This window comes from Corynebacterium afermentans subsp. lipophilum (genome assembly GCF_030408375.1).
Taxonomy (GTDB): Bacteria; Actinomycetota; Actinomycetes; order Mycobacteriales; family Mycobacteriaceae; genus Corynebacterium; species Corynebacterium lipophilum.
The window spans coordinates 2143783-2167738 of record NZ_CP046530.1 but is presented as its reverse complement, the minus strand read 5'-3'; the positions used below and the strand labels follow the sequence as shown (position 1 = coordinate 2167738).

Sequence of the window (23956 nt, the reverse complement as noted above, 5' to 3'; positions counted from 1 at the left end):
GGCGGCCCATTATTCCACTTCTCGCGCTACTCGAGTAGTCAGCCGGTAGCGGTCCGTGCGGTACACCGAGGAACAAAACTCCACGTTGTGCCCTCCTGACCGGGCGAAACGCACGATGTGCAGCAGGGCTGCGTCCGGTTCAACGTCCAGCAGCGGGGCGTTGTCCGGCCCGGCCGTGACCGCGGTGACGGTCTGCTCCGCCTCGGTGACCCCGAGGCCGTAGTGCTTGTCCAGCAGCGTGTACACGGAGTGGTAGACGTCGTTTTCCAAAAGGTCCGGCACGAGCGTGGCGTTGTACCAGGCGTCGTCGACGGCGTACGGTTCGCCGTCGCCAAGCCTCAGCCTGCGCAAACGGATGTGCGTGTCGGTGGCGGCGGTGCCGAAAAACTGCGCCACCTCCTCCGGCGGGGCGGTGCGCTCGCTCAGCAGGATGCGTGACGACGCCTCCACGCGCTGCGCCCGCATCTCATCCGAGAAACTCGCCAGGTGCAGACGCGACACCAACGGCGCCGGGGCAACGAACGTGCCCTTGCCGCGCACGCGGCGCAGCCGGCCTGCCGCCACCAGATCCCCGATCGCGCGGCGCACCGTGATGCGGGAAACGCCGTACTCCTCCTCCAGCGCGCGCTCGCCCGGGAGCGGGTCGCCGGGGGAGAACTCCTCGGCAATGCGGGACTCCAAAAGCGAGCGGAGCTGCTCGTGCTTGGGCACAGGGCCGTCTGTGATCGGGAGGGTCATACGCCCACCATAGCCCACTGGTTATGACCGGATGCTGTTGTGCCGTTGCCGCGTCGGCAGACAATGTAAGGTGAACAAGCGTGATTGATCTGAAGCGTGTGCGCGAAAACCCCGAGGCCGTCCGCGAGTCCCAGCGAGCCCGCGGCGAAGACCCTGCGCTTGTGGACGAGCTGCTGGCCGCCGACGGAGCCCGCCGCTCCGCCATCCAGAAGGCGGACGAGCTGCGCTCCGAGCAGAAGGCGTTTGGCAAGAAGATCGGCCAGGCCGCCCCCGAGGACCGCCCGGCGCTGCTGGAGGGCTCCAACGAGCTCAAGGCCCGCGTCAAGGAGGCCGAAGCAGGGGAGGCGGCGGCGCAGGAGAAGCTGGAGAAGCTGCAGTACTCCATCGCCAACATCATCGAAGGCGCCCCGGCCGGCGGCGAGGAGGACTTCGTCGTCCTCGAGCACGTCGGCGAGGTGCCCGAATTCGACTTTGAGGTCAAAGACCACCTGGACCTGGCGGAACCGCTGGGCATCATCGACATGAAACGCGGCACCAAGGTCGGCGGCGCGCGCTTCTACTACCTGGCCGGCGACGGCGCCTGGCTGCAGCTGGGCATGCTCATGCTCGCCGCGCAGAAGGCGCGCGAGGCCGGATTCAAGCTCATGGTTCCGCCGGTGCTGGTGCGCCCGGACGTCATGCAGGGCACCGGGTTTTTGGACGCGCACGACGAGGAGATCTACTACCTCGAGCGCGACGACATGTACCTGGTGGGCACCTCCGAGGTGGCCCTGGCCGGCCTGCACCAGGACGAGATCATCGACCTGTCGGACGGCCCGCTGCTCTACGCCGGTTGGTCCTCCTGCTTCCGCCGCGAGGCCGGCTCCTACGGCAAGGACACCAAGGGCATCCTGCGCGTCCACCAGTTCGACAAATTGGAAATGTTCGCCTACTGCAAGCCTGAGGATGCCGAGGAGATGCACCAGAAGCTGCTCGGCCTGGAACGCGACATGCTCGCCGCCGTGGAGGTGCCCTACCGCATCATCGACGTCGCGGCCGGCGACCTCGGCTCCTCCGCCGCCCGCAAGTTCGACACGGAGGCGTGGGTGCCGTCGCAAGGCACGTACCGCGAGCTGACCTCTACCTCCAACTGCACCACCTTCCAGGCCCGCCGCCTGCACACCCGCTACCGCGACGCTGACGGCAAGACCCAGACCGCCGCCACCCTCAACGGCACCCTGGCCACCACCCGCTGGCTGGTAGCCATCCTGGAGAACAACCAGCAGGCGGACGGTTCCGTGCGCGTTCCTGAGGCGCTGCGACCGTGGGTAGGCAAGGAAGTGCTCACGCCGTAATGGATACGCGCCGATACCGCGGTTTCACGGTCCCGCGGCTCTACGAAGGCATCGCCGCCAACCGCGACGAAGCAGTGGAGAAGTTTTACCAGGGCCTCGTCGGTTTCGCCCGCCGCCTTATGCGCGCGGCGAACATCGAGGTCACGGTCATCGGCGCCGAAAACCTCCCGGCGGAAAGCGGCGCGTTGCTCGCTGGCAACCACACCGGCTACGCCGACTTCATCCTCATGGGCACCGGGCCCTACCTGCACGGCGAGCGGCTCGTGCGGTTCATGGCCAAAAAGTCGGTCTTCGACGTGCCCGTGTTGGGCTGGCTGCTCAAGCTGATGAAGCACGTTCCGGTGGACCGCGCCCACGGCGGCGCCTCCATCGCGCCGGCGGTGCAGATGCTGCGCGAGGGCAACCTCGTTGGCATCTTCCCCGAGGCCACCATCTCGCGGTCGTTTGAGCTGGCTGACTTCAAAACCGGCGCCGCGCGCATCGCCCACCAGGCCGGGGTGCCGCTCGTGCCCTGTGTGATGTGGGGCTCGCAGCGCATCTGGACCAAGGACCTGCCGAAACACTTCCGCGACGTGCCAGTCATAGTGCGCTACGGCGAGCCCGTCCACCTCACCGGCGACGCCGAGGCGGACACCGCCGAGCTGAAGCGCCAGATGCAGTCGCTTCTTGACGCCTCACGGTCCGAATACGCCTCCCTCTACACCGACGGCGCAGGCGAGGCATGGATGCCGGTGGCGCTCGGCGGCACCGCGCCCACGCCGGAAGAGGCCGAGGAGCTCTACGCGAAGGAACGCGCTGAGCGCGCGGCAAAGAAGCAGCGCAGGAAGTGACAACATGAACGCCACTGGTGATGCCCCGCGCCTGATCATCTCCGACATCGACGGCACCTTCATCACCTCCGCCGGACGAGTCACCGACCGGTTGCGCACAGTGATCGTGCGCGCCGTTGAATCCGGCGCGCACTTCGGCCTGGCCACGGGCCGGCCGCACCGCTGGCTCATTCCCGTGCTGGAGCAGCTGCCGATCGCGCCGGTGTGCGTGTGCGCCAACGGCGCCGTGGTCTACGACCCCGCTTCGGACCGGGTGCTGCACGCCTACGAACTCGCACCGGCCGCGATGGCCGAGGTCGTCGAGGTGGCGGAGCGCGTCCTCGCCGGTGTGCCGCACGGTTACGGCGTAGAACGCGTCGGCTCGTCCGCGCTCGACCCGGAAGAAGAGTGCTTCATCATCACCCCCGAGTACAACCGGGACGCCTGGGACAGCCAATTCGGCGTCTCTGACACCCAAACGTTGATCAGCCAACCCGCAGCGAAACTGCTGGTGCGCTGCTCATCCATGACCTCGGCGCAGATGTTCGAGCTCATCGCCCCCGAGGTGGACCCGGAGCTCGCTCACGTGACCTACTCCATGGACGAGGGCCTGATCGAAGTGTCCTGCCCCGGCGTGGACAAGGCCGCCGGCGCGCGTTACCTGGCCGAGCGCTACGGCGTCACCGCCGCCGACGCCATCGCATTCGGCGACATGCCCAACGACCTCGAGCTGCTGCGCTGGGCCGGCCGCGGGGTGGCCATGGCCAACGCCGCGCCCATGCTTCACGACGCCGCGGACCACGTCACCGCCACCAACGACGAATACGGCGTCGCGCAAGTGCTCGAGCGCTGGTTCTAGCTCGCTTTCTTTGCTAGCTCGGCCAGCCAGACCCGGTACGGCGTGTCAATCCGGTTGGGCAGTTGGTGCACCCCCGGGCGCTGGTCAATGGCGTTCTGGATCTGCGCGATGAACTCCCCGGTGCCCGCCCTGTCCCACCCGACCCTGCGCACCACGGCGCCTTGATTCTGGAGTTGGGTTTCGCGGTGGCGTTCCCGTCGTAAAGCTTCTGCTGCATCCCCGAACACCCCGCTGTTCTTCTCCAGCCCGTCCGCCTCGAGCACGATAAACCCGTTGATGAGCACGTCCGCCCAGGCGACGGTGGGCCACCCATCTGCCTCGGTGATGCGGAACCCCACCTGGAATTCGATGGTCTCCACCCCCGTGAGGCGGCCCTGCGCGATCGCGCGCAAAATCGCATCGCGCACGATGGATTCCAATGCGCTCGCGGACGTGTCGGCGGAGTAGCAGATCAGTTCACGGAACGCCTTGATGCCGCGGGCGCGGGTGAGGGTTTCGGTCTTTTCCAGCAGGTAGTCCGTGGTGAGGTGCTCGTGCTTGAAGCGCGCGGACTCGATCTGCACCAGCGCCTCCATCCGACCGTGGTAGCGAAACGAATCGAACATCGCGCGGATCGCCGTCGCGGTGCGGACGCCGTTGTGGTTGACGAACTCGGTCTCCCGGAGGAGGCCGCTGCGGTAGACCCTGTCTGGGTACGTCTTGCCCCAGGCCCGAGACGATCCGGGCATCGCAAGATCCACCGTGGTCACCCATCGGTGCGTGGAAAGTTCAAGCAACCGGGCAGCGGCCGGGCCCGTGATGACAGCAGTTTTGCACTGTGCTGCGACCTTTTTGATCAGATCCAGCTCAGCCTGACGTTTCTTTTGAATTCCCCCCATGGCGGGAAGTATCGCACGGGCTGTGCTGCTCGTCCACGCGGATGTCGTGGGTCGAGCGGGGTGCCTGGGGTGGTGATGCGCGGATCGTCTAGCAGGACGGAAGCAGTTGCTAGACGATCCGCGTTTGCCATTCGCGTTTCCCCAGGTCGTATTGAAAGTCAGTGCGGATAGCGGGCTGACCGTCTAGCAACCCGCGACCGCTGCTAGACGATTCGAGCAGGCTTCCGGGTGCGAGCCTGCCATCGCGCGGGCGGCGACAGACACCCCCGCCCCCGCCCGTAGAATCACGCGCATGGCTTTGATTGCGGCGATTGACCAGGGCACAACGTCGACACGCGTGTGCATCACAGGCACCGACGGCAAGGTCGTCGCCCAGTCGCAGTTCGAGCATGCCCAGCACATGCCGCAAAAGGGCTGGGTGGAGCACGACCCGATGGAGATCTGGCGCAACACGCGCCGGGCGTTGAGCGAAGCGCTCGCGGACGAGGACATCAGCGAACAGGACATCGACGCGCTCGGCCTGACCAACCAACGCGAAACGGCCGTGATCTGGGAAAAGGAGACCGGCAAGCCGATCTATAACGCCATCGTGTGGCAGGACACCCGCACGAACCACGACGGCGATGCCGGGAAGTTCCTGCGTAAGACGGGGCTTTTACACAATTCTTACCCGGCGGCGCCGAAGTGGGCGTGGATCCTGGATAACGTCCCCGGTGCCCGCGAGCGCGCGGAAAAGGGCGAGCTGCTCGCGGGGACGATCGACACCTGGCTGATCTGGAACCTCACCGGCGGCGCGAAGGACCTGGATCGCGCGCTGCACCTAACGGACGTGACCAACGCGTCGCGCACCCTGCTCATGGATTTGGAGACGCTTGAGTGGGACATGCAGCTTTGCGACGAGCTCCGCATCCCGCCGCAAATCCTCCCCGAGATCCGCCCGTCGGTGGGCAACTTCGGCAAGATCCGCCCCCGCGGCCCGCTGGCGGGGGTGCCCATCACCGGCGTGTTGGGCGACCAGCAGGCCGCACTGTTCGGGCAGGGCGGGATTCGCGAAAACGACGCGAAGATGACCTACGGCACGGGCCTGTTCATGCTGCTCAACACGGGGAGTACGCCGAGGTTCAGCGACCGCGGGCTGCTCACCACCGTGGCGTACCAGATCCAGGGCCAGCCGCCGGTGTATGCGCAGGAGGGCTCGGTGGCGGTGGGCGGTTCGCTGATTCAGTGGTTGCGCGACCAGCTGGGCATCCTCACCACCGCTGCGGAGTCCGAGACGTTGGCCAGCCAGGTCGAAGACAGTGGGGGAGTGGTGATCGTGCCAGCGTTTTCGGGGCTGTTCACGCCGCGGTGGCGCCCCGATGCGCGAGGGGTGATCGTGGGGTTGACCCGGTTCGTCGATAGGCGGCATATCGCCCGGGCGGCGCTCGAGGCGACCTGTTTGCAGGCGCGCGAGGTGGTGTGCGCGATGGGCGGGGAGCCGAAGGCGCTCAAGGTCGACGGCGGGATGACTACGAACGACCTGCTCATGCAGATGCAGGCCGACATCCTGGGCCTGACCGTGGAGCGTCCCGCGAACACCGAGACCACGGTGATGGGTGCGGCGTCGGCGGCGGGCATGGGCATTTCGCTTATCGACGAACCGCTGACGCTCGGCCCCACAACCACCTGGGAAAACGAAATGGCCGGCCCCGAAAGGGACCGGCTTGTCGCCGCATGGGAGGATGCGGTGTCGCGCTGCCTCAATTTGGCCTAGTTCGTATTGATGTCCACCGTGTTAGCGGACGGGTTGTAGGTGATGAAGCCGCCTTCGAAGTCCACGCGGACTGTGTCGGCGGTGGGGTTGAACTGCTGCGTCACCGGCATGCCCAGCGGGCCGGCGTCGAGGCCCTGCTGCAGCCAGGCCTCGGCGATCTTGCCTACCAGGGCGATGATTTCGCCTTCGTTGTTGCGGGCGCCGATGCCGTTGGAGTACAGCGCCACGGCCGGGCCGGTCGGGCCACCGACGCCGGCGACGAGCTTGCCCAGCGTGGGTTCGAGCGCGGTCCACACCTGGGCGGCCTCGCTGGAGCCGAACGCGTTGAGGGTAGGTGCCACGGCCGGGCTGATCTGCTTGGCTAGGTCAGCTGCCTGCGCCAGCGTCAGGACCTCGAAAACCTGGGTGTCGCCGGCGTTGGAGACGGTGGGCAGCTGGTCCTGGGCCGCCAGGAACAGCAGCACCAGGCCGATGGCGGTGCCGGCCACGGTGGCGATGGTGTTCGGGTCGCCGGAGGACAGCGCGGCCAGGGTGCCGTCGGGGGTGCCGTTGCTCGGGCTGCCCTGGTGCTTCGGCGTCGGCGTTGGAACTGTTTCGGTGGCGCGGGAGTTCGGGTCTGCCGGGGCAGCATCCGGCGCGGTCGCCGTGGTGGTGCTGTCGTCGCCGTTCAAGCGGTCCAAGACGGAGCCGATGCCGGAGCGGCTGCCGCCCAAGGAGCGGTACTTCGTGGCCGCGGTTGCGCGGATCACAGGCAGCTTGGAGTACAGGTTGTCGCCCGGGCAGGTGTTGTAGTGGAAGTCGCGGTGGGCGTTGATGTTGCTGAACATTGCACCTTGGCCGGCTGCGTACTTCGAGCCGCGGAAGTTGCCCTCGGCGTAGTGGTAGCTGGAGCCGGTGGGGTCGAAGCCCGCGACGGCGGCCTTCCAGCCGATGATCTCGCCCATGGCGCGCAGCGCGGCCGGGGTGGGTTCGGCCTGCTGGTAGTCGCCCAGCATGGACACGCCCCAGGTGTTCTGGTTGAAGGAGCCGACGTGGGCGCCCTGCGGGCCGCGGTCCATGCCGCCGGCGCGGCCTTCGTAGATGTTGCCGTACTTGTCGACGAGCGCGTGGTAGCCGATGTCGCCCCAGCCAAGGTTGTTGGCGTGGTAGTTCCAGATGCCGCGCACGATGCCCGGTGCCTCGGCCTCGGAGTAGTTGTTGGAACCGGCCGTGTGGTGCACGGTGGCGGCGGTGGTGGGCTCGGAGTAGTACGGGGCGCTGCTGCGGCCGGCGCCCCACTGCGCGCGGGTGACCACCTCGGGCATGCCGCGAGTGTAGGAGTCGGCAACCGGCTGGATGCCGCCCTGCGCCGTGCCGGTGCCGCCGTCCAAGAACACGGCTTCGATGTCGTTGGCGGTGGTGGGGGCGTCGGAGACAGCGCGGCCGCCTTCAAGCAGGTCCACGTTGCCGGTGGAGACCTGGATACGTGTGGTGCGGCCGACGTAGATCGGCTCGGTGCCGAACTTGTCGGAACCCGCCTGCGGGTCTGCCGGGTCCATCTCGAACCACTCGGACCAGGTGCCGTCGGCCGTCTGGGAGCGCACGTACGCGACGATGTCGCGATCGCCGGTCCAGGTCAGGCCCACGATGGAGAACTCGCGGTCGTTGGTGAACTCCTTGACCACGCGGCGCACGTGATCTTCTTCGCCGCCTTGGGTGCGGATGGCGGCGTCGTCGACGGTGATGTTGTCGCCGGCCGCGAACGACGACGAGGTGGTGTAGACCTCCGGGGCGCCGGCGCCGAGGGACTGCACCTGCAGGATGCGGTTGCCGCTGAATGCGTTGGCGGCAACAAGTGCTGTGACGAGGAGGACGGACACGATCACGGGCATGATCGCGGCCCGGGCGGGTCGGGCCGCGCCGCCCTGAATGCTGCGACGTTGCTGCACAGTAATACTCCTGGGGTTTTTGAGGTTCGCTGCAAAAGCAGTGGCAAATGTGACAGAAACGAAGTGTAGTGCAAGTTCAAGTCTCAAGAAAGACTTGAGACTTCTGGGGCGTGTCGTGGCGGAGCTCCGTCGATAGGCAACTGTGCGAAAATAGGCCGCATGGCATACGACCTCATTGTTGTTGGATCGGGTTTCTTCGGCCTCACCGTGGCCGAGCAAGCGGCGAGTGAGCTGGGCAAACGCGTGCTGGTGGTGGAAAAACGCAGCCACATCGGCGGCAACGCGTACAGCGAAAACGAGCCGGAAACCGGCATTGAGGTGCACAAATACGGTGCGCACCTGTTCCACACCTCCAACGAGCGGGTGTGGGAATACGTCAACCGGTTTACCGACTTCACCGATTACCAGCATCGCGTCTTCGCGATGCACGACGGCACCGCCTACCAGTTCCCCATGGGGCTCGGCCTGATTAACCAGTTCTTCGGCCGGTACTACTCGCCGGAAGAGGCGAAAAAGCTCATCGAGGAGCAGCGCGAAGGCCTCGACCCCGCGGCCGCGACGAACCTGGAGGAGCGCGGCATCGCGCTCATTGGCAAGCCGCTCTACGACGCGTTTGTGAAGCACTACACCGCCAAGCAGTGGCAGACCGACCCCACGGACCTGCCGCCGGAGATCATCTCGCGCCTGCCGGTGCGCTACACCTTCAACAACCGCTACTTCAACGACACCTACGAGGGCCTGCCCGTCGACGGCTACGCCGCGTGGTTGGAGAAGATGGCGGAGCATGAGCTTATCGACGTGCGGACCGACACCGACTGGTTCGCCGTCGCTTCCGAGATCCGCGCCGAGAACCCGGACGCGCCCGTGGTCTACACCGGCCCACTGGACCAGTACTTCGACTACGCCGAGGGCCGCCTGGGCTGGCGCACCCTCGACTTCGAGCAGGAAGTGCTCGAGGTCGGCGACTTCCAGGGCACCCCGGTGATGAACTACAACGACGAGGACGTGCCGTACACCCGCATCCATGAGTTCCGCCACTTCCACCCGGAGCGCTCCGGCTACCCCGACGACAAGACCGTGATTGTGAAGGAGTACTCCCGCTTCGCGGAGGACGACGACGAGGTCTACTACCCGATCAACACCCCGGAGGACCGCGAGAAGCTCGAAGCCTATCGACGCCTCGCGGCAGAAGAATCCGAGCAGAACAACGTCCTGTTCGGCGGCCGGTTGGGCACCTACCAGTACCTGGACATGCACATGGCCATCGCCGCGGCGCTGACCCTGTTTGACAACCAGCTGCGCCCGTTCTTCGAGTCCGGCGAGCCGCTGAGCCAGCCGCGCGGGCACTAGGGTGGGCTAGAGTCTGCTCCATTTTTCGCGGATCCAGCTACTAAGACCCAGCTAATCGGATCCTGGAAGCGAATAGCTGGATCGTGGTAGCTGGATCTGCAACGGCGGGCGGGAGCTGCCCGGCGGTGCCGGCGCTCGGGACGCCGGCACCGCGGTGGAGTTCTTCGACGCGGCGTAGGCGCGCCGTAGACTAGCCCAGCGTGGGAACTTTTATCGCAATTATCGGACTACTGCTCGCCACCATCTTCGTCGCCGCGGTAGGTGAGCGCACCGGCCTGCCGTGGCCGGCGCTTCTGACCGTGGTGGTCGCGCCGGTGATCTTCATCCCCGGCATCGACACCGTCTCCATCGATCCGCACCTGATCCTGCCGATCTTCCTGCCGCCGCTGCTGTGGTCGCTGGCCCGGCGCACGAGCTGGGGGCAGATCGGCTCCCAGCTCAACGTGGTGCTGACCATGTCGATCATCCTGGTGTTTCTCACCATCGCCGCGCTGACCGCCACGGCGATGTGGATGCTGCCCGGGCTTAGCCTGGCCACCGCGATGGTGCTCGCCGCCGCGATTGCTCCGCCGGACCCGGTGGCGGTGGACGCTGTGGCTGGCCCGGCCGGTATCCCGAAACGCATCACCGGCACGCTGCAGACGGAGGGGCTGTTCAATGACGCCGCCTCCATCGTGACCTTCAACGTCGCGATGGCGGCCGCGGTCGCGCACGGCGAGGTCGACTTTGGCAAGGGCGTGTTGCAGTTCCTCTACGCCGCCATCGCCGCGGTGCTGATCGGCCTGGTCGTGGGCAGGCTGGCGGCTATCTTTGCCAACTCCGTGCCTGATTCCGTGATCCGCACGGCGTTTACCTGGGTGCTCCCGTTCGCCATCTACGCAGGCTGCGAGGCCATCGAAGCCTCCGGCGTCATCGCGATTGTCATCGCCGCGGTGGAGATGTCCTCGCGCTCCACCATGACCGCCGAGGACCGCCTGACCGGCCACTCCTTCTGGGAGACGGTGGAGCTGCTGTTTACCGGCGTGGCGTTCGGCCTGATCGGCATGAGCGTGCGCGACGCGCTGGACACCGCCGACACGCACATCTGGCAGGCGGTGCAGGTGGGCGTTGTCCTGTCCGTCGTCGCGTTCGCGGTGCGTTTCGTGTGGATGTGGGTGCTGTACAAGCTCAACGAGAAAAAGCACCGAACGAACGTCTCTCCGCTGCGGCTGCAGGAGGTTCTGCTCATGGCGTGGGCGGGCATGCGCGGGCTGGTCACGCTGGCGCTCGTGCTGGCCATCCCGGCGTCGGCGACGAGCTACCACCACGAACTCTCAGTCATCGCGCTGACCGTGCTCACTTGCACGATGGTGGTGCCGGGGTTGTTGCTCCCTTGGCTCGTCGACAAGCTTGACCTGCAAAACGGGCCTGGCGCCGACAAGGCGCTCGAGGAGCTGAACCAGCGGGCGTACGCGGCTGCGCGTAAGGCGGTGCGAGAGCACGGTGAGGAGTACCAGCCTGAGGCGTACAAGATGGTGCAGCAGTGGCTGGACTCGATTGCGGAGAAGCGCTTGCAGGATCCGGAGGGCTCCGAGGAGCGCAAGGAAGCCTTCAAGCGCGCCCGCGCTGGGGCGGTGCAGATGCAGGATGTGGCATTGCGCGCCGCCAGCCGCGAGCTGCAGCGGGCGCGGCGCGAGCGTAGGTACAACCCGTCCGATGTCGACGCGGTGCTCGCTGACTTGGACCGCCTCATTCTCGCGCGCGACCGCAAGGCTCTCACCGGCCCGAGCAGCTTGTGGGAGCCGAAGTAAGGGGCTTTTGCCTATCGACGAGCCCCCGGCCCGCCCCGTTTTTAAAATGCCGAGCAGATCGCTTTCAAAACGCCAAGCGAAACCGTTTCGAAATGCAAAATGGGCAGGTCAGGGGCGGTGGTTTATAGCGAAGGGATCCGCCAAATTTTGTTCCCTAATGGTGTCGCCCGGACACTCAGTTTGATGTCATGATGAAGTACAGGGGAGCTGTTTTCGCCTACCGGCGTTTACCTTGGCCAGGAATTAGCGCCTTTGCTGATCGACGAGCCCCCCACTTTTGTTAAGTTAGGCAATCCTATATAGTCTCTGCGGTGAGTTTCCGGCCCTTCCTTGCAACAGTCGTTCGCAGCGAGCGCATCGCACCGAATTTTCAACGTGTGACGTTCACTGGTGTCGACGCAATGGGCCCCGCTGTGCCCATCATGGATCTGCGGATCAAGCTCATCATCCCGTCGGCGGCAGGGCTCGTCGATTTGCCGGCCGAGGGGTGGTGGGACCTCTGGCGCGCCATGCCGGAACACACGCGCGGGCATCTCCGCACCTACTCCATTCGCAACCTCCGGCGCAACGACGGTGACCCGGACGAGCTCGATGTGGATTTCGTGCTGCACGGACACAACGCTGGGCCGGCCTCCGCGTGGGCGGAAAGCGCACTGCCCGGGCAGGCGCTGTGGATCATCGGGCCGACCCGCGATGACGCGTCCGGTGTCGGCATCGAATTCGCTCCCGGCGCTGCCGCGTCCGCTCGACTGTACGGCGATGAAACTGCTCTTCCCGCGATCTCCCGAGTACTGGAGGACTGGCCCGAAGAACTCGCCGGTTCCGCCGACATTGAGGTGCCGGCGGGCAACAGCCTTCAAATCGATGCGCCTGCCCACGTTGATGTCCGCTGGCACTTCCGCACCGAGCCCGAAGCCGGGCATGGGGACAAGCTCTACACGCAGCTTAAGCAGGACATTGAGTCGCTGCGGGTCCCAGTAGCTCCCACCGCCGATGAGCCCGATAACGACGGTGAGGTACAGCGAGACAATGTCTGGGAAACCCCGACGTATTCGGGAAGCGGGGAGCCCATCAACGGTGGGGCGGGCGCGTCCGGACACACCTACTACTGGATCGCCGGCAAGAACACTTCGGTGAAAGCGATGCGCCGCCTGTTGGTTAAGGAGACGGGGTTGCCGCGCCAGCATGTCTCGTTCATGGGGTATTGGCGGTGACAGGCTATGAGTGCGACTAGACACGCGGGATTCGCCATTGCGCTCGGGATTTCGGCTGTCGTGGCGGTGTTACTCTCGCTCGCCGTCGGCGCGCGGCAGATGAGCGTGGCAGAAAGCGTCAGTGCTGTGCGTGACGGGCTTGCCCTCGCGTTCCACACCGAATCTGGGCAGGGCAGCGAGGAGGCGCAAGTGGTTGCCCAACTGCGGGTTCCACGCACGCTGCTCGGCCTGCTCGCTGGCTCGGCGCTTGGCACAGCGGGAGCTCTGCTCCAGGGGCACACACGCAACCCGCTGGCCGACACAAACCTGCTGGGCATCGCCCCGGGGGCGGCGCTTGCGGTGGCTGCGGCAACCGCCGTGTTCGGCTCGCTACCGGTGCTGGTCGCGGTAGGGGTCGGTTTCCTCGGCGCGACCATGGCGGTAGCGCTCGTCTTCGCACTGAGCGCGCGAAGCCGCGGTTCCACCCCGATCACGGTGGTACTCGGCGGGTCCGCGCTCGGGGCGGTGTGTTCCGCGCTGACCAGCGGCATCGTGCTCACCAGCACGCAAAGTCTCAATGACATGCGGTTTTGGACGGCGGGCTCCGTCGCGGGCCGGGACATGCACATCGTCGCCGCCGTCGCCCCGGTCGTACTGGTCGGCCTAGTCGCCGCGTTCGCCACGGCGAACCGGGTGAACATGCTGAACCTGGGCGATGACGTCGCGCACTCCCTCGGCGTCAACGTTGCAGCTGCACGCGCGGTGGGGATCCTGCTGGTCGCCCTGCTTGCCGGTGCAGCTGTGGCGGGGGCGGGCCCGATCGGGTTTGTCGGCTTGGTCGTGCCGCATATCGTCCGCTCCCTGACCGGTCCGGATTACCGGCTGGTGCTGCCGTGCTCCGCGCTTGCCGGAGCGACGCTGCTACTCCTCGCGGATGTCGCCGGCCGAGTCATCGCCCGCCCCGGTGAGCTGCAAGTTGGCATCACCCTTGCTTTCGTCGGCGCCCCGTTCGCCCTGTACTTGCTGCGGAAGGGGGCGAAGCTGTGACCCGCACGTTCGCAGTCAATGTCGTGCTCGCGGCGTGTGGGCTCGCCGTCGCGCTCGGAGGCATCATGGTGGGTGAATTCGGGCTTGGGCTTCATGACGTCCTCGCCGCCCTGACCGGGCAGTCCACCGGCATGGCCCGCACCGTGGTCGTCGAGTGGCGCCTGCCGCGTGTAGCCACGGCGCTGGCGGTGGGGGCCGCGCTCGGATTCGCGGGCGCGATCTTTCAGACGATCACTCGTAACCCGCTGGCCAGCCCAGACATCCTGGGCGTTGTTTCAGGTGCGTCAGCGTTCGCACTTACAGCGCTGCTCGCGGGTGGTGGTACCGGGGTGCTGCTCAGCGCGCTCGGAGTGCCGCTGAGCGCGTTTGTCGGCGGGATTGCGGTCTCCGGGGCGATGTGGTGGCTCAGCCGCGCCGGCGGCCTGGGATCGTTTCAGCTCATCTTCGCCGGCATCATCCTCAACGCCCTGGCGGTGGCGTACAACTCGTTCCTCCTCGTCCGCGCCGACTACCGCGATGTGGGCAAAGCCCAGGCGTGGGTGACAGGCTCGGTCGGATCATCGGGTTGGGGTGACGCCGCCGCTGTGTTGGTGGCGCTTGCGCTGGTTGTGCCGCTGCTGCGCTGGGCGGCATTCCAGCTCGAAGCCCTCTCTCTCGGGGACGACACGGCTGCGGGGCTGGGCGTCGATCCGCGGCGCACCCAGCTTGTGCTCATGGTGCTTGCCGTGGCGTTGACATCGACGGCGGTGGCGGCTTCAGGTCCGATTGCTTTTGTGGCGTTTGTGGCGCCGCACGTGGGTCGTCGATTAGCAAATGCCCCCACGCCCCCACTCGGCACCGCCATGATTGCCGGCGCGCTGATCGTCGCCGGTGCGGACCTCGCGGTGCGCACCGTTGTGCCGGGGGACCTGCCGGTAGGCGTGGCCACGTCGGCGTTCGGCGGGGCGGCTTTGCTCTACGCGCTGATGCGCGCGACCAGAAAGGTGACCTTGTAATGCTTCACGTGCGTGATCTCACCGTCAGCTATGGTGCGGCAACGATTATCGACGGGCTCGGCCTCGACGTCCCGCGCGGCGGCGTCACCACCATCGTCGGGCCGAACGGCTGCGGCAAATCAACGTTGTTGCGCGCGGTTGCTGGCCTGATCCCGCGTGAGCGCGGCGAGGTGGTCCTGAACGGCCGAAACACCGCGGAGATGAAACGTCGCGAGATCGCCCGCACGCTCGCGGTGCTGCCGCAAACCCCCGTAGCGCCGGACGGGCTGACGGTGCGTGACCTGGTCGGGCGCGGGCGCCACCCGCACCAGACGTGGCTGCGCCAGACCTCGGAGAAAGACAGCGCGATGGTGGACAAGGTGATGGAGCTGACTCAGGTGTCCGAGTTTGCGGAGCGCCCGCTCGAGCGGCTCTCCGGCGGGCAGCGGCAGCGTGCGTGGATCGCGATGGTGCTCGCCCAAGACACCCCGCTCGTGCTTTTGGACGAGCCGACCACGTATCTGGACCTTTCCCACTCCGTCGAGCTACTTGCACTTATTCGCCGTCTCGCCGATGACATGGGGCGCACCGTGGTCATGGTGCTGCACGATTTGAACCTCGCGGCGCGTTTTTCCGACCAGTTGGTCGTGATGAAAGGCGGCGAGGTGCAAGCGGCGGGCACGCCCGCCGAGGTTGTGTCGGAGCAGTTGCTTGCCGACGTATTCTCGCTGCCCGCCGTGGTCGCCGAGGACCCGGTGGCAGGAGGGCCGCTGATCGTGCCCTGCTAGCGCGTTCTAGAGCTCCTGGTCAATCTGTGTGATCGCGTACGGGATGGTCAGCGGGTTGGGCATGCTCATCGCGTTGGCGGTGTCGGTGTCGAGCCAGTGCACGCCGCCGCGTGTGTTGACGTCGAGGTTCGCAAACGCGGCATTGTTTTTCAGCGCGTCGATTGCGTCGTAGTAGTCCAGGATGAACACGTAGTCCACGTCATTGAGGTCGGAGTAGTTCTCGGGGGACCAATCGATGAAGAAGCTGGATCCGTCACCGTTGAACTTATCCGGAATGGTAAACCCGAGCTTTTCAATGAAGGAGCCGCGGCCGTCGCCTGCCGTGTACACGCCGAGCTTGCCGTCGTAAGGCATCCCGATGACCGCTGTCTTGCCCTGCAGCTCCGGATGCGCCTGCCGGAAGTCGGCGAAAGCCTGCTCGGATTCTGCAATGAGCTTGTCGCCCTCAGCTTCCTGACCCAACGCCGCCGCGATCTCCTTAATCTGCTCGTCCCACGGCACCTGCCAGTCTTCGTGTTGGCTGGAATGGAAGGTCGCTGGCGCAATCTGCTGCAACAGGGCCTGCTTGTCGCTGTCGAAACCGCTGTTGACTGCGATGATCTTGGTCGGATCGAGCGCTGCGACCTGCTCAGCGGTGTCGGTGCTGAACTCGGTGGTGGTGTTGCGGATCGGGTTCGGCTCGCCGGTGAGCTTGTCTTTCGCCCACGGTCCGAGGCCGGACGGATCGCCCGAGCCCTCTGCCTCCCAGGTGGCGTAGCCGACCGGTTGTTCCCCCAATGCGAGGACGGTGTCCACGTCGCCAAGCCCCAGCGTGACAATGCGGTCGTTCGACCCAGCCGCGTCGGTGTGCTGGCCGGAGTCTGCGGACTCGCTGGAGCAGCCGGTGAGCAGCAGCGCAGCCGTGGTGAAGGTAGCGGTCAGCCGCTGAAGCGACAATGGGGAAGTACGTTTCAAGGTTCGCCCTTTCGGTCGGAAACAAAAAGCACCCAAAGTTAGGTGTGCCTAAGCTAACGCGATTAGCTTAGGGCACGCCGACGCCACCGGGCAACACCTAGCCGGCCCGGGCTTTAGCGGTGCTGACCGTCGCCGAACTCGCGGCGGAAGTTGCCGTCCCAGTCGTAGTCTGCGCCCGGGTCCTGGGTGCCGAAGTTTCCCTGCTCGAGGGCGTCCGGCTGCTGGTCGCCGCTGCCCTGGATCCCCATCACCAGAAACACCGCGCCGATCACCGCACCTGCGATGCCGATGAACACGGCGGTGGAGCCGGAGAGGAACGCAAACGAGAGCACGGCCACCACGATGCAGGCCGCTCCGATGGCGTAGTTGCGCGCCGGCGAACCGGAGCCGTTGCGTTGTCCACCTGCGGGGTCGTGGGGGAGCCCGTCGTCGTTGTATCCCTTGAACTGCATGATTCGCAGCCTACGGGAGAAGCGCCGTTATTGGCTGTTGAGCTTTCCGGACAGGCGGTCCAGGCGGTCCTTGCTCGGCCCGTCGAGGCCGACGATGGTGACGGTCTTGCCTCGTTCCTCGAACTTGCGGGTAACGGAGTCCAGCGTGGCCACGGTGGAGGCGTCCCACACCTCGGCCGCGCTCAGGTCCAAAACGATGTTTTCTGCAGCGTCGGTGTAATCGAACGCGTAGACCAGGTCGTTGCTGGAGGCCCAGAACAGCTGGCCGTGGATGCGGTAGGTGCGGGTGTCCACCTGCCCGTCGTCGGTGGTGTCCTCGGCGGACACCTGCTCAACGGAGGCGAGGTGTGCGACGCGGCGGGCGAAGGTGATCATCGCGGTGATCACGCCGAGCACCACGCCGATGGCGAGGTTGCTGGTGGCAAGCGTAGCTACGACGGTCACCAGCATCACCACGGTCTCCGACAGCGGCATGAATTTCAGGGTGCGCGGGTGCACCGAGTGCCAGTCGATGGTGCCCACAGACACCATGATCATGATCGCCACGAGTGCCGCCATCGGGATCTGGCCCACCACGTCGCCGAGCAGCAGGATGAGGATGAGCAGGAACACGCCGGCCAGCAGCGTCGATAGGCGGGTGCGCGCCCCGGATTCTTTGACGTTGATCATGGTCTGCCCGATCATGGCGCAGCCGCCCATGCCGCCGAAGAGGCCGGAGGCGATATTCGCCACGCCTTGTCCCCAGGATTCGTGGGTTTTGTCGGAGTGGGTGTCGGTGATGTCGTCGACAAGCTTGGCCGTCATCAACGACTCCAACAGGCCCACGATTGCCATAGCCAGGGAATACGGCGCGATAATCTGCAGCGTCTCCAGTGTCAGCGGCACGTCCGGCAGGATAAGGCTCGGCAGGGACTCCGGCAGCTCACCCATATCCGACACAGTGGGGACGCGGAACCCGGCAAACCCCACGACAGCGCTGATAACGACGATGGTGATCAACGGGGCGGGGATGGCGCCCGTAAGCTTCGGCCACCCGATCATGATCGCGATGCCAGCTGCGACGAGGACGTAGACGACCTTTGGGACGTCGATAAGATGCTCCAGCTGCGCGGTGAAGATCAAAATACCCAGCGCGTTGACGAACCCGGTCATAACCGACCGCGGGATGAAGCGCTGCAGCTTGGCCACCCCGAGCGCCGCAAGCACGATCTGCAGCACGCCCGCCAGCAAGACGGTCGCGATGAAGTAGTCCACCCCGTGCTCGCGGGCCACCGGGGCGATGACCAGGGCGACCGCACCCGTGGCGGCCGAGATCATCGCGGGGCGCCCGCCGGTGAACGCGATGGTGATGGCCATGATCACCGAGGCGAACAGCCCGAGCGCCGGATCAACGCCGGCAAGGATGGAAAACGCGATGGCCTCGGGGATGAGCGCCAGCCCGACGGTGAGGCCCGCCAGGACCTCCTTGCGCAGGCGAGTAGGCGACGAAAACGCGTAGCGGAAGGACTCCACAACCCCCGTCGGAGCGGGCGGTTCGTGAGATATCTCGGTGTGAGCGAAAGCCATAGAATTTACCGTTCTGAATGCGCGGGAAAGTGCCCCCTCGGTCAGGTGAGGGCGTGAAAACGTAGCTACCGTATCGGTCATGCGCATCAAGCGCCAATGCGGCTACAACCGCCAACCGGCGAAACCCCGCGAGCCACACCAAGGAATCACCATTGAAGCGATTACGCTTGGTTTCCGACTGCCCACAACAGAAAGTGAGAGCTGTGGAGACGAGCAAGACCCTCGCCGTGGACACGCTGCAACGCGTCCTCATGCCCAAAAAGGGCGAGCCGCACGACGTGCGCATGCTGTACCTGATCGAGCAGGAGCACAACAAGCAGCGTCTGCGCTGGTCCGACCGCACGAGCTTCGAGGTCCCCGCGGGCAACGAGGTCAGCTTCGAGACGTACTTCAACGCGTTCCCGGCAAGCTATTGGCGCCGTTGGTCGCAGCTGGACACGGTGGTCCTGGCCATGGAGGTCGAGGGCCGCGCGACCATCTCGGTCTACCGGTCGAAGCACGACGGCACGCGCGTCAGCGTCACCAACGTCGAGGCCGCCGGCGCAGTCGAAATCCCGCTGAAGCTGAGCAACTTCGAGGACGGCGGCTGGCTGTGGTTCGACGTCACCGCCGAAGACGACACGCGCATCGCGGACGCCGCGTGGTGCTCCCCGCAGGAGCCCAAAGAGCAGGTGCTTGACGACGGCACCGTGGTCCCGCCCCAGCCCAAACAAGTGGCCGTGGGCATCCCCACCTTCAACCGCCCCCGCGACGCCGTCAACGCGCTGCACGCGCTGGCGGAGGACCCGTACGTCGAGGCGTGCATCAGCAACGTCCTCATGCCAGATCAGGGCAACCAACACCCGGCGGACGAGCCGGACTTCGCCGAAGCCGAGAAGAATCTGAACGGCAAGCTGGAGATTTTCCAGCAGGGCAACCTGGGCGGCTCCGGCGGCTACTCCCGCATCATGTACGAGGCGCTGAACCGCACCGACGCGCCGTTCATCCTGTACATGGACGACGACATTGCCATCGAACCGGATTCCATCGTCCGCGCCGTGCAGGCCGCCCGCTACGCAGCAGAGCCGATCCTGGTGGGCGGGCAGATGCTCAACCTGCAGGACCGCTCGCAGCTGCGCACCACCGGAGAGACCGTGGACCCGGAGATCTTCATGTTCTCCGCCGCCAAGCACGCCGTCTACGACCACGACTTTGCCAAGTACCCGCTGGGGTACGTGGGCACGGACGAAGAGGACCTGGATCCGAAGAAGACCACCTCGCGCCCGCTGCACCGCCGCATCGACGTGGACTACAACGGCTGGTGGATGAACCTCTTCCCGCGCGTGGTGGCGGAGAAGATGGGCCTGCCACTGCCGCTGTTTATCAAGTGGGACGACAACGAGTACGCGCTGCGCGCCAAGGAAGCGGGCTTTCCCACGGTCACCTGGCCCGGCGTGGCCATCTGGCACATGGCGTGGGCTGACAAGGACGACGCGATCGACTGGCAGGCGTACTTCCACATGCGCAACCGCCTCATCGTGGCCAGCATCTACGGGCCGGACAACCCGGAGGCGATGCTGAAGAACATGCAGAAATCCACCGGGAAGCACTACTTCTGCATGGAGTACTCCACAATCGCCATCCAAAACGAGGCGATGCGCGACTTCCTCGCTGGCCCGGACCAGCTCTTCGACATCCTCGAATCCTCGTTGCCGCGGATTCAGGGGATCCGTAAGGAGTACTCGGACGCGCAGGTGCTGCCGTCCGCGACCGAGCTGCCCGCGCCGACCGGCGCGCCGGGCGTGCCCACCAACAAGATCGGCGGGCGCCTGGCCAAGATCAAGAAGATCCCGTGGGCGGTCAAGGCGCTGCTGCACCTGCGCAAGGACGAGGACCGCGCGCACTGGGACGCGCCGCAGCTCAACCTCACCGCCGACGAGGCGCGCTGGTACACGCTTGCCCGCGTGGACTCGGCGACCGTGTCCACCGCAGGCGGGACCGGCGTGGCCTTCCGCAAGCGCGACAAGCAGCTTGCCGACGAGCTGATGCGCGAACAGAAGGAACTCCGCGCCCAGATCAAGGAGCGCTGGCCGGAACTCAAGCGCACCTACCGCGACGCTCGCGAAGAGCTGGCCAGCCACGAGAACTGGGGGAAGGTCTTCGATGCCCAGTAAAGAAACCGACCTGCTTGTCGCCATCCAGGACAAGTTGTACACCCCGGAAACCGCGAAGGCCGCCCGGTGCTTGAGCTACTTCGGCGAGCACGATTTGGGCTGGCTCGGGGTTGCGACGGCTGGTGCCATCGCAACGAGCATCGGGGACGTCGATAAGCGAAAGCGCTCCAAATGGCTCGCGCTCGGTGTGGGCACCTTCGCCGCGCACGCCGCGACCGTGGTGCTCAAGCGGATCGTGCGCCGCCCGCGTCCGAACGACCCGCGCGTGAAGATCGGCGTGAAAACGCCCTCGCAGCTGTCGTTTCCCTCCTCGCACGCCGCCAACACCGGTGCCGCAGCCGCGCACCTGGCGGACATCACCGGACGCAAGTGGCCGTGGCTGCTCGTGCCGGTGATGATGCTGTCGCGTAACGTGCTCGGCGTGCATTACCCAACCGACACTCTCGCCGGTGCTGCCCTGGGCGCGGCGACGGCGAAGGTGGCAATCGAGGCTGAGAAGAGGATCTAGTGGCAAACACCCGTGAACCCGTGGACGAGCCCCTGATCAAGTCGGAGCCGCACACCTCCGGCGTTGACCAGGTAATGAAGAAGACGCCGCCGAAGAACCTCCCGGACGCGATGATCAAGGGCTTGAGGCCCAAGCAGTGGGTGAAAAACGTTCTCGTGCTGGCCGCGCCCCTGGCCGCCGGCGCGGATGCCTTCAACTCCCGCACCGCTGTGGACATCTTCCTGGCGTTCGTGGTGTTCTGCTTCGGTGCGTCCTCGATCTACCTGATCAACGACGCGCGCGACGTCGAATCCGACCGCCGCCACCCCACCAAGCGGTTCCGCCCGATCGCCTCCGGCATGCTGCCGATCAACCTGGCGTACGTCATGGCGGCGGTGCTCATCGCGCTCTCGCTCGGCCTGTCGCTTCTGGCTACCGACGGCACGTCGCTGGCCTGGGTCATCGGCATCTACATCGCGCTGCAGCTGGGCTACTGCTTCGGCTGGAAGCACATCCCGGTGATCGACATCGCGCTGGTGTCCTCCGGTTTCATGCTTCGCACCATGGCCGGCGGCGTGGCCGCAGACATCACCCTGTCCCAGTGGTTCCTGCTGGTGGCGGCGTTCGGCTCCCTATTCATGGCATCCGGCAAGCGCTACGCCGAGCTGCTGCTGGTGAAGGAAACCGGTGCGGAGATCCGCCGCTCGCTGCAGGGCTACACCGAGACCTACCTGCGGTTCGTGTGGACGCTTTCCGCCACCGCCGTGGTCATGTCGTACGCCCTGTGGGGTTTCGAACTGTCCAACGCCGTCGGGGGCACCGCCGCCATTTGGTACCAGGTGTCCATGGTGCCGTTTGTCATCGCGATCCTGCGCTACGCCTCCGTAGTCGACGGCGGGCAGGGCGGCGCGCCCGACGAGATCGCCCTGGAAGACCGCGTTCTGCAGCTGCTCGCCGTAGCGTGGCTGTTCTGCATCGCCATGGCCGTCTACATTGTGCCGAACTTAGGCTGGTAGGCCTTGACCCAGTAACATCGTCGCAATGACAAAGAACGCCCGCCTCTCCGCGCTCGCCGCAGCCGTAGTCGCGGGCATCTTCGCGTTCTGGGGCGGGTGGACCCGCCGCTGGATGTCCGACGACGGCCTGATCGTCCTACGCACTGTGCGCAACCTGCTGGCGGGCAACGGGCCCGTGTTCAATGCCGGCGAGCGAGTGGAGGCCAACACCTCCACCCTGTGGCAGTACCTGATCACAGCCGTCGGCTGGGTCACCGACGCCCGGCTCGAAGACGTGGCCATGTGGCTCGCGCTTCTGTTCACCATCGCCGCTGCCGCGCTGGCCACCTACGCCGCGGGCCGCTACTGGGGCAAGGTCGGGCCGGTGCTCCCGCTCGGCATCATCATCTACCTGGCGCTGCCGCCGGCGCGCGACTTCGCCACTTCAGGGCTGGAATGGGGCCTGTCGCTGCTGTGGATCGCCGGGTGGTGGGCTGCCCTGGTGGCGTGGGCGGAGCCGGTGCGACGCCGCGCGCCGGGAGCCGGCTATTTCCTCGCCTTCTGGTGCGGAATGTCCTGGCTCGTGCGCCCAGAGCTGGCGCTCTACGGCGGTGTGACCGGCATCCTGCTCATCTGGTTTTCCCCGCGCAAAACCCCCGGCATCCTTGCCGCGGCGCTGCCTGTGCCAGCCGCCTACCAACTTTTCCGCATGGGGTACTACGGCCTGATCACCCCGCACACCGCGGTGGCCAAATCGGCGTCCGGCGCCGAGTGGGCGCGCGGGTTCGAGTACTTCGCAGACTTCGTGGGCTACTACTGGCTCTGGCTGCCGGTGCTGGCAACCGCCGCGTTGGTGGGGTGGATGATGCGGGGGACCGGAGGACGTCGATTAGCAATTGTTTTGCTTGTCACCGGCTGCGCGCTCGCCCACATCCTCTACGTCCTGCGCGTCGGCGGCGACTTCATGCACGGGCGCATGTGGCTTTTGCCCCTGTTCGCGCTGCTGCTGCCCGCGATGGCCGTGCCCATTACGCGCGTCAGTATTGCCCTGGCGACCGCCGTGGCCGTGTGGGCCGGCGTGACCATCGTGCGCGCTCACCCTATCGACTGGGAGGCGTACCAGACCGGTGAAAAGGAACTCGGCATTGTGGACGAGCGGGAGTTCTGGACGCTCGCCGTCGGCCGCGAGCTGACTGACCCGCCGCGCTACGCCGAAGACTTCCTCGGCTCCAAGCTCATGCAGAACTGGGACGACGCGCTGGACACGGCCATCGACACCGACGCCGCGCAGCTCAACCTCGCCTACGTTTCGGCGGAGCCGGAGCTGTACAGCTGGTACTACCGCGACCGCGAGGACGGGGAGTCGGATCTGAGCAACCTGCCGCTGACGGCGTATCTGATCAACCTGGGCATGACCAGCATGAACGCGCCTCTCGACGTGCGCATCCTCGACACCGTGGGTCTGGCAACCCCCATCGCCGCGCGCATGCCGCGCGACCCGAAGGGCCGGGTCGGCCACGACAAATTCCTCGACCCCGCCTGGCAGGCCGCCGACACCGACACCTACCTGGACGGGCTGCCGCCGTTTATCAGCTCCACGCGCGCGAAGCAGGCGCGCGCCGCGCTGCGCAGCCCCGAGATCTCCGAACTTCTGGCCACGTCGCGCGAACCCATGAGCTGGGAGCGGTTCTGGAAAAACGTGCGGTATTCGCTTGGCAACGGCCGCACGCTGGAACTTTCCAGCGACCCCGGCCTCTATATCGACGCCGATACCCGGCGGGCAATCCGCCACGGGGCCAACCCCGGGATGGACGGCGCCCAGATCGCCTGGCCGGTGGAGGCGCACACCGGGGAATAGCGGGGCACGTTTCGAATTGGTAACGTAAACGTGTCTTTTGCCTGAAAACA

20 protein-coding genes are annotated in these 23956 nt (G+C 66.1%); 14 read left to right on the top strand and 6 right to left on the bottom strand.

Going from position 1 to position 23956, the window contains the following annotated elements; all coding sequences use genetic code 11:
• Positions 1-9: 9 nt before the first annotated feature.
• On the bottom strand, positions 10-738 hold the full coding sequence (locus tag CAFEL_RS10295) for a GntR family transcriptional regulator (protein ID WP_194560550.1): 729 nt from the start codon (positions 736-738) through the stop codon (positions 10-12).
• Positions 739-818: 80 nt separating this feature from the next.
• Here CAFEL_RS10295 and serS point away from each other — a divergent pair, with 80 nt between their 5' ends.
• The 3 genes from serS to CAFEL_RS10280 are packed head-to-tail and all read left to right on the top strand — an operon-like array spanning position 819 to position 3740.
• Positions 819-2072 carry a serine--tRNA ligase gene (serS, locus tag CAFEL_RS10290; protein WP_194560551.1) on the top strand — a complete coding sequence of 418 codons (1254 nt, stop codon included), beginning with the start codon at positions 819-821 and terminating at the stop codon, positions 2070-2072.
• Complete coding sequence (locus CAFEL_RS10285; protein ID WP_194560552.1) at positions 2072-2902, top strand: lysophospholipid acyltransferase family protein; 831 nt, start codon at positions 2072-2074, stop codon at positions 2900-2902. Before serS ends, CAFEL_RS10285 begins: the two co-directional genes overlap by 1 nt.
• A 4-nt stretch (positions 2903-2906) precedes the next feature.
• Entirely contained in the window at positions 2907-3740 is an 834-nt protein-coding gene (locus CAFEL_RS10280; protein WP_194560553.1) for an HAD family hydrolase, read from the top strand.
• On the opposite strand, the gene CAFEL_RS10275 is transcribed toward CAFEL_RS10280, so the two are convergent.
• Positions 3737-4618 carry a hypothetical protein gene (locus CAFEL_RS10275; protein WP_194560554.1) on the bottom strand — a complete coding sequence of 294 codons (882 nt, stop codon included), beginning with the start codon at positions 4616-4618 and terminating at the stop codon, positions 3737-3739. The genes CAFEL_RS10280 and CAFEL_RS10275 overlap by 4 nt on opposite strands.
• A 292-nt stretch (positions 4619-4910) precedes the next feature.
• On the opposite strand from CAFEL_RS10275, the gene glpK reads away from it, so the two are divergent.
• Positions 4911-6371, top strand: coding sequence for a glycerol kinase GlpK (gene glpK, locus CAFEL_RS10270; RefSeq protein WP_194560555.1), 1461 nt, complete (start codon positions 4911-4913; stop codon positions 6369-6371).
• Here the strand turns inward: glpK and CAFEL_RS10265 are convergent.
• Complete coding sequence (locus CAFEL_RS10265) at positions 6368-8299, bottom strand: N-acetylmuramoyl-L-alanine amidase (protein ID WP_290172041.1); 1932 nt, start codon at positions 8297-8299, stop codon at positions 6368-6370. The genes glpK and CAFEL_RS10265 overlap by 4 nt on opposite strands.
• 159 nt (positions 8300-8458) lie before the next feature.
• On the opposite strand from CAFEL_RS10265, the gene glf reads away from it, so the two are divergent.
• From glf to CAFEL_RS10235, 6 genes are all read left to right on the top strand, one after another.
• The gene (gene glf / locus CAFEL_RS10260) at positions 8459-9649 is read left to right on the top strand and encodes a UDP-galactopyranose mutase (RefSeq protein ID WP_194560556.1); all 1191 of its coding nucleotides are present in this window, start codon (positions 8459-8461) and stop codon (positions 9647-9649) included.
• A gap of 200 nt (positions 9650-9849) precedes the next feature.
• Positions 9850-11439, top strand: coding sequence for a cation:proton antiporter (locus CAFEL_RS10255; protein WP_194560557.1), 1590 nt, complete (start codon positions 9850-9852; stop codon positions 11437-11439).
• Positions 11440-11750: 311 nt separating this feature from the next.
• Complete coding sequence (locus CAFEL_RS10250; RefSeq protein WP_194560558.1) at positions 11751-12653, top strand: siderophore-interacting protein; 903 nt, start codon at positions 11751-11753, stop codon at positions 12651-12653.
• Positions 12654-12659: 6 nt separating this feature from the next.
• Positions 12660-13679 carry a FecCD family ABC transporter permease gene (locus CAFEL_RS10245; protein WP_194560559.1) on the top strand — a complete coding sequence of 340 codons (1020 nt, stop codon included), beginning with the start codon at positions 12660-12662 and terminating at the stop codon, positions 13677-13679.
• Positions 13676-14674 (top strand): FecCD family ABC transporter permease, encoded by a 999-nt coding sequence (locus tag CAFEL_RS10240; protein ID WP_194560560.1) that lies wholly within the window; start codon positions 13676-13678, stop codon positions 14672-14674. Before CAFEL_RS10245 ends, CAFEL_RS10240 begins: the two co-directional genes overlap by 4 nt.
• Entirely contained in the window at positions 14674-15441 is a 768-nt protein-coding gene (locus tag CAFEL_RS10235; RefSeq protein ID WP_194560561.1) for an ABC transporter ATP-binding protein, read from the top strand. The genes CAFEL_RS10240 and CAFEL_RS10235 overlap by 1 nt, the downstream gene beginning before the upstream one ends.
• Before the next feature lie 6 nt (positions 15442-15447).
• Here the strand turns inward: CAFEL_RS10235 and CAFEL_RS10230 are convergent, their stop codons facing one another.
• The 3 genes from CAFEL_RS10230 to CAFEL_RS10220 all read right to left on the bottom strand — a co-directional run bounded on the left by CAFEL_RS10230 (position 15448) and on the right by CAFEL_RS10220 (position 18413).
• Positions 15448-16395 carry an ABC transporter substrate-binding protein gene (locus tag CAFEL_RS10230; protein ID WP_228496437.1) on the bottom strand — a complete coding sequence of 316 codons (948 nt, stop codon included), beginning with the start codon at positions 16393-16395 and terminating at the stop codon, positions 15448-15450.
• 113 nt (positions 16396-16508) lie between these two features.
• Positions 16509-16847: a hypothetical protein gene (locus tag CAFEL_RS10225; protein WP_194560562.1), complete on the bottom strand. Its 339-nt coding sequence runs from the start codon at positions 16845-16847 to the stop codon at positions 16509-16511.
• A 27-nt stretch (positions 16848-16874) separates the two neighbouring features.
• On the bottom strand, positions 16875-18413 hold the full coding sequence (locus CAFEL_RS10220) for a SulP family inorganic anion transporter (RefSeq protein ID WP_194560563.1): 1539 nt from the start codon (positions 18411-18413) through the stop codon (positions 16875-16877).
• Between the two features lie 203 nt (positions 18414-18616).
• On the opposite strand from CAFEL_RS10220, the gene CAFEL_RS10215 reads away from it, so the two are divergent.
• From CAFEL_RS10215 to CAFEL_RS10200, 4 genes are read left to right on the top strand one after another with little or no spacing between them, the layout of a single operon-like run.
• Complete coding sequence (locus CAFEL_RS10215; RefSeq protein ID WP_290172040.1) at positions 18617-20566, top strand: glycosyltransferase; 1950 nt, start codon at positions 18617-18619, stop codon at positions 20564-20566.
• The gene (locus CAFEL_RS10210) at positions 20556-21074 is read left to right on the top strand and encodes a phosphatase PAP2 family protein (protein WP_194560564.1); all 519 of its coding nucleotides are present in this window, start codon (positions 20556-20558) and stop codon (positions 21072-21074) included. Before CAFEL_RS10215 ends, CAFEL_RS10210 begins: the two co-directional genes overlap by 11 nt.
• The gene (locus tag CAFEL_RS10205) at positions 21074-22069 is read left to right on the top strand and encodes a decaprenyl-phosphate phosphoribosyltransferase (protein ID WP_194560565.1); all 996 of its coding nucleotides are present in this window, start codon (positions 21074-21076) and stop codon (positions 22067-22069) included. The genes CAFEL_RS10210 and CAFEL_RS10205 overlap by 1 nt, the downstream gene beginning before the upstream one ends.
• A gap of 25 nt (positions 22070-22094) precedes the next feature.
• A complete protein-coding gene (locus CAFEL_RS10200; RefSeq protein ID WP_194560566.1) occupies positions 22095-23906 on the top strand; it encodes an arabinofuranosyltransferase AftB family protein in 1812 nt (603 codons plus the stop codon).
• Positions 23907-23956 lie beyond the last annotated feature (50 nt).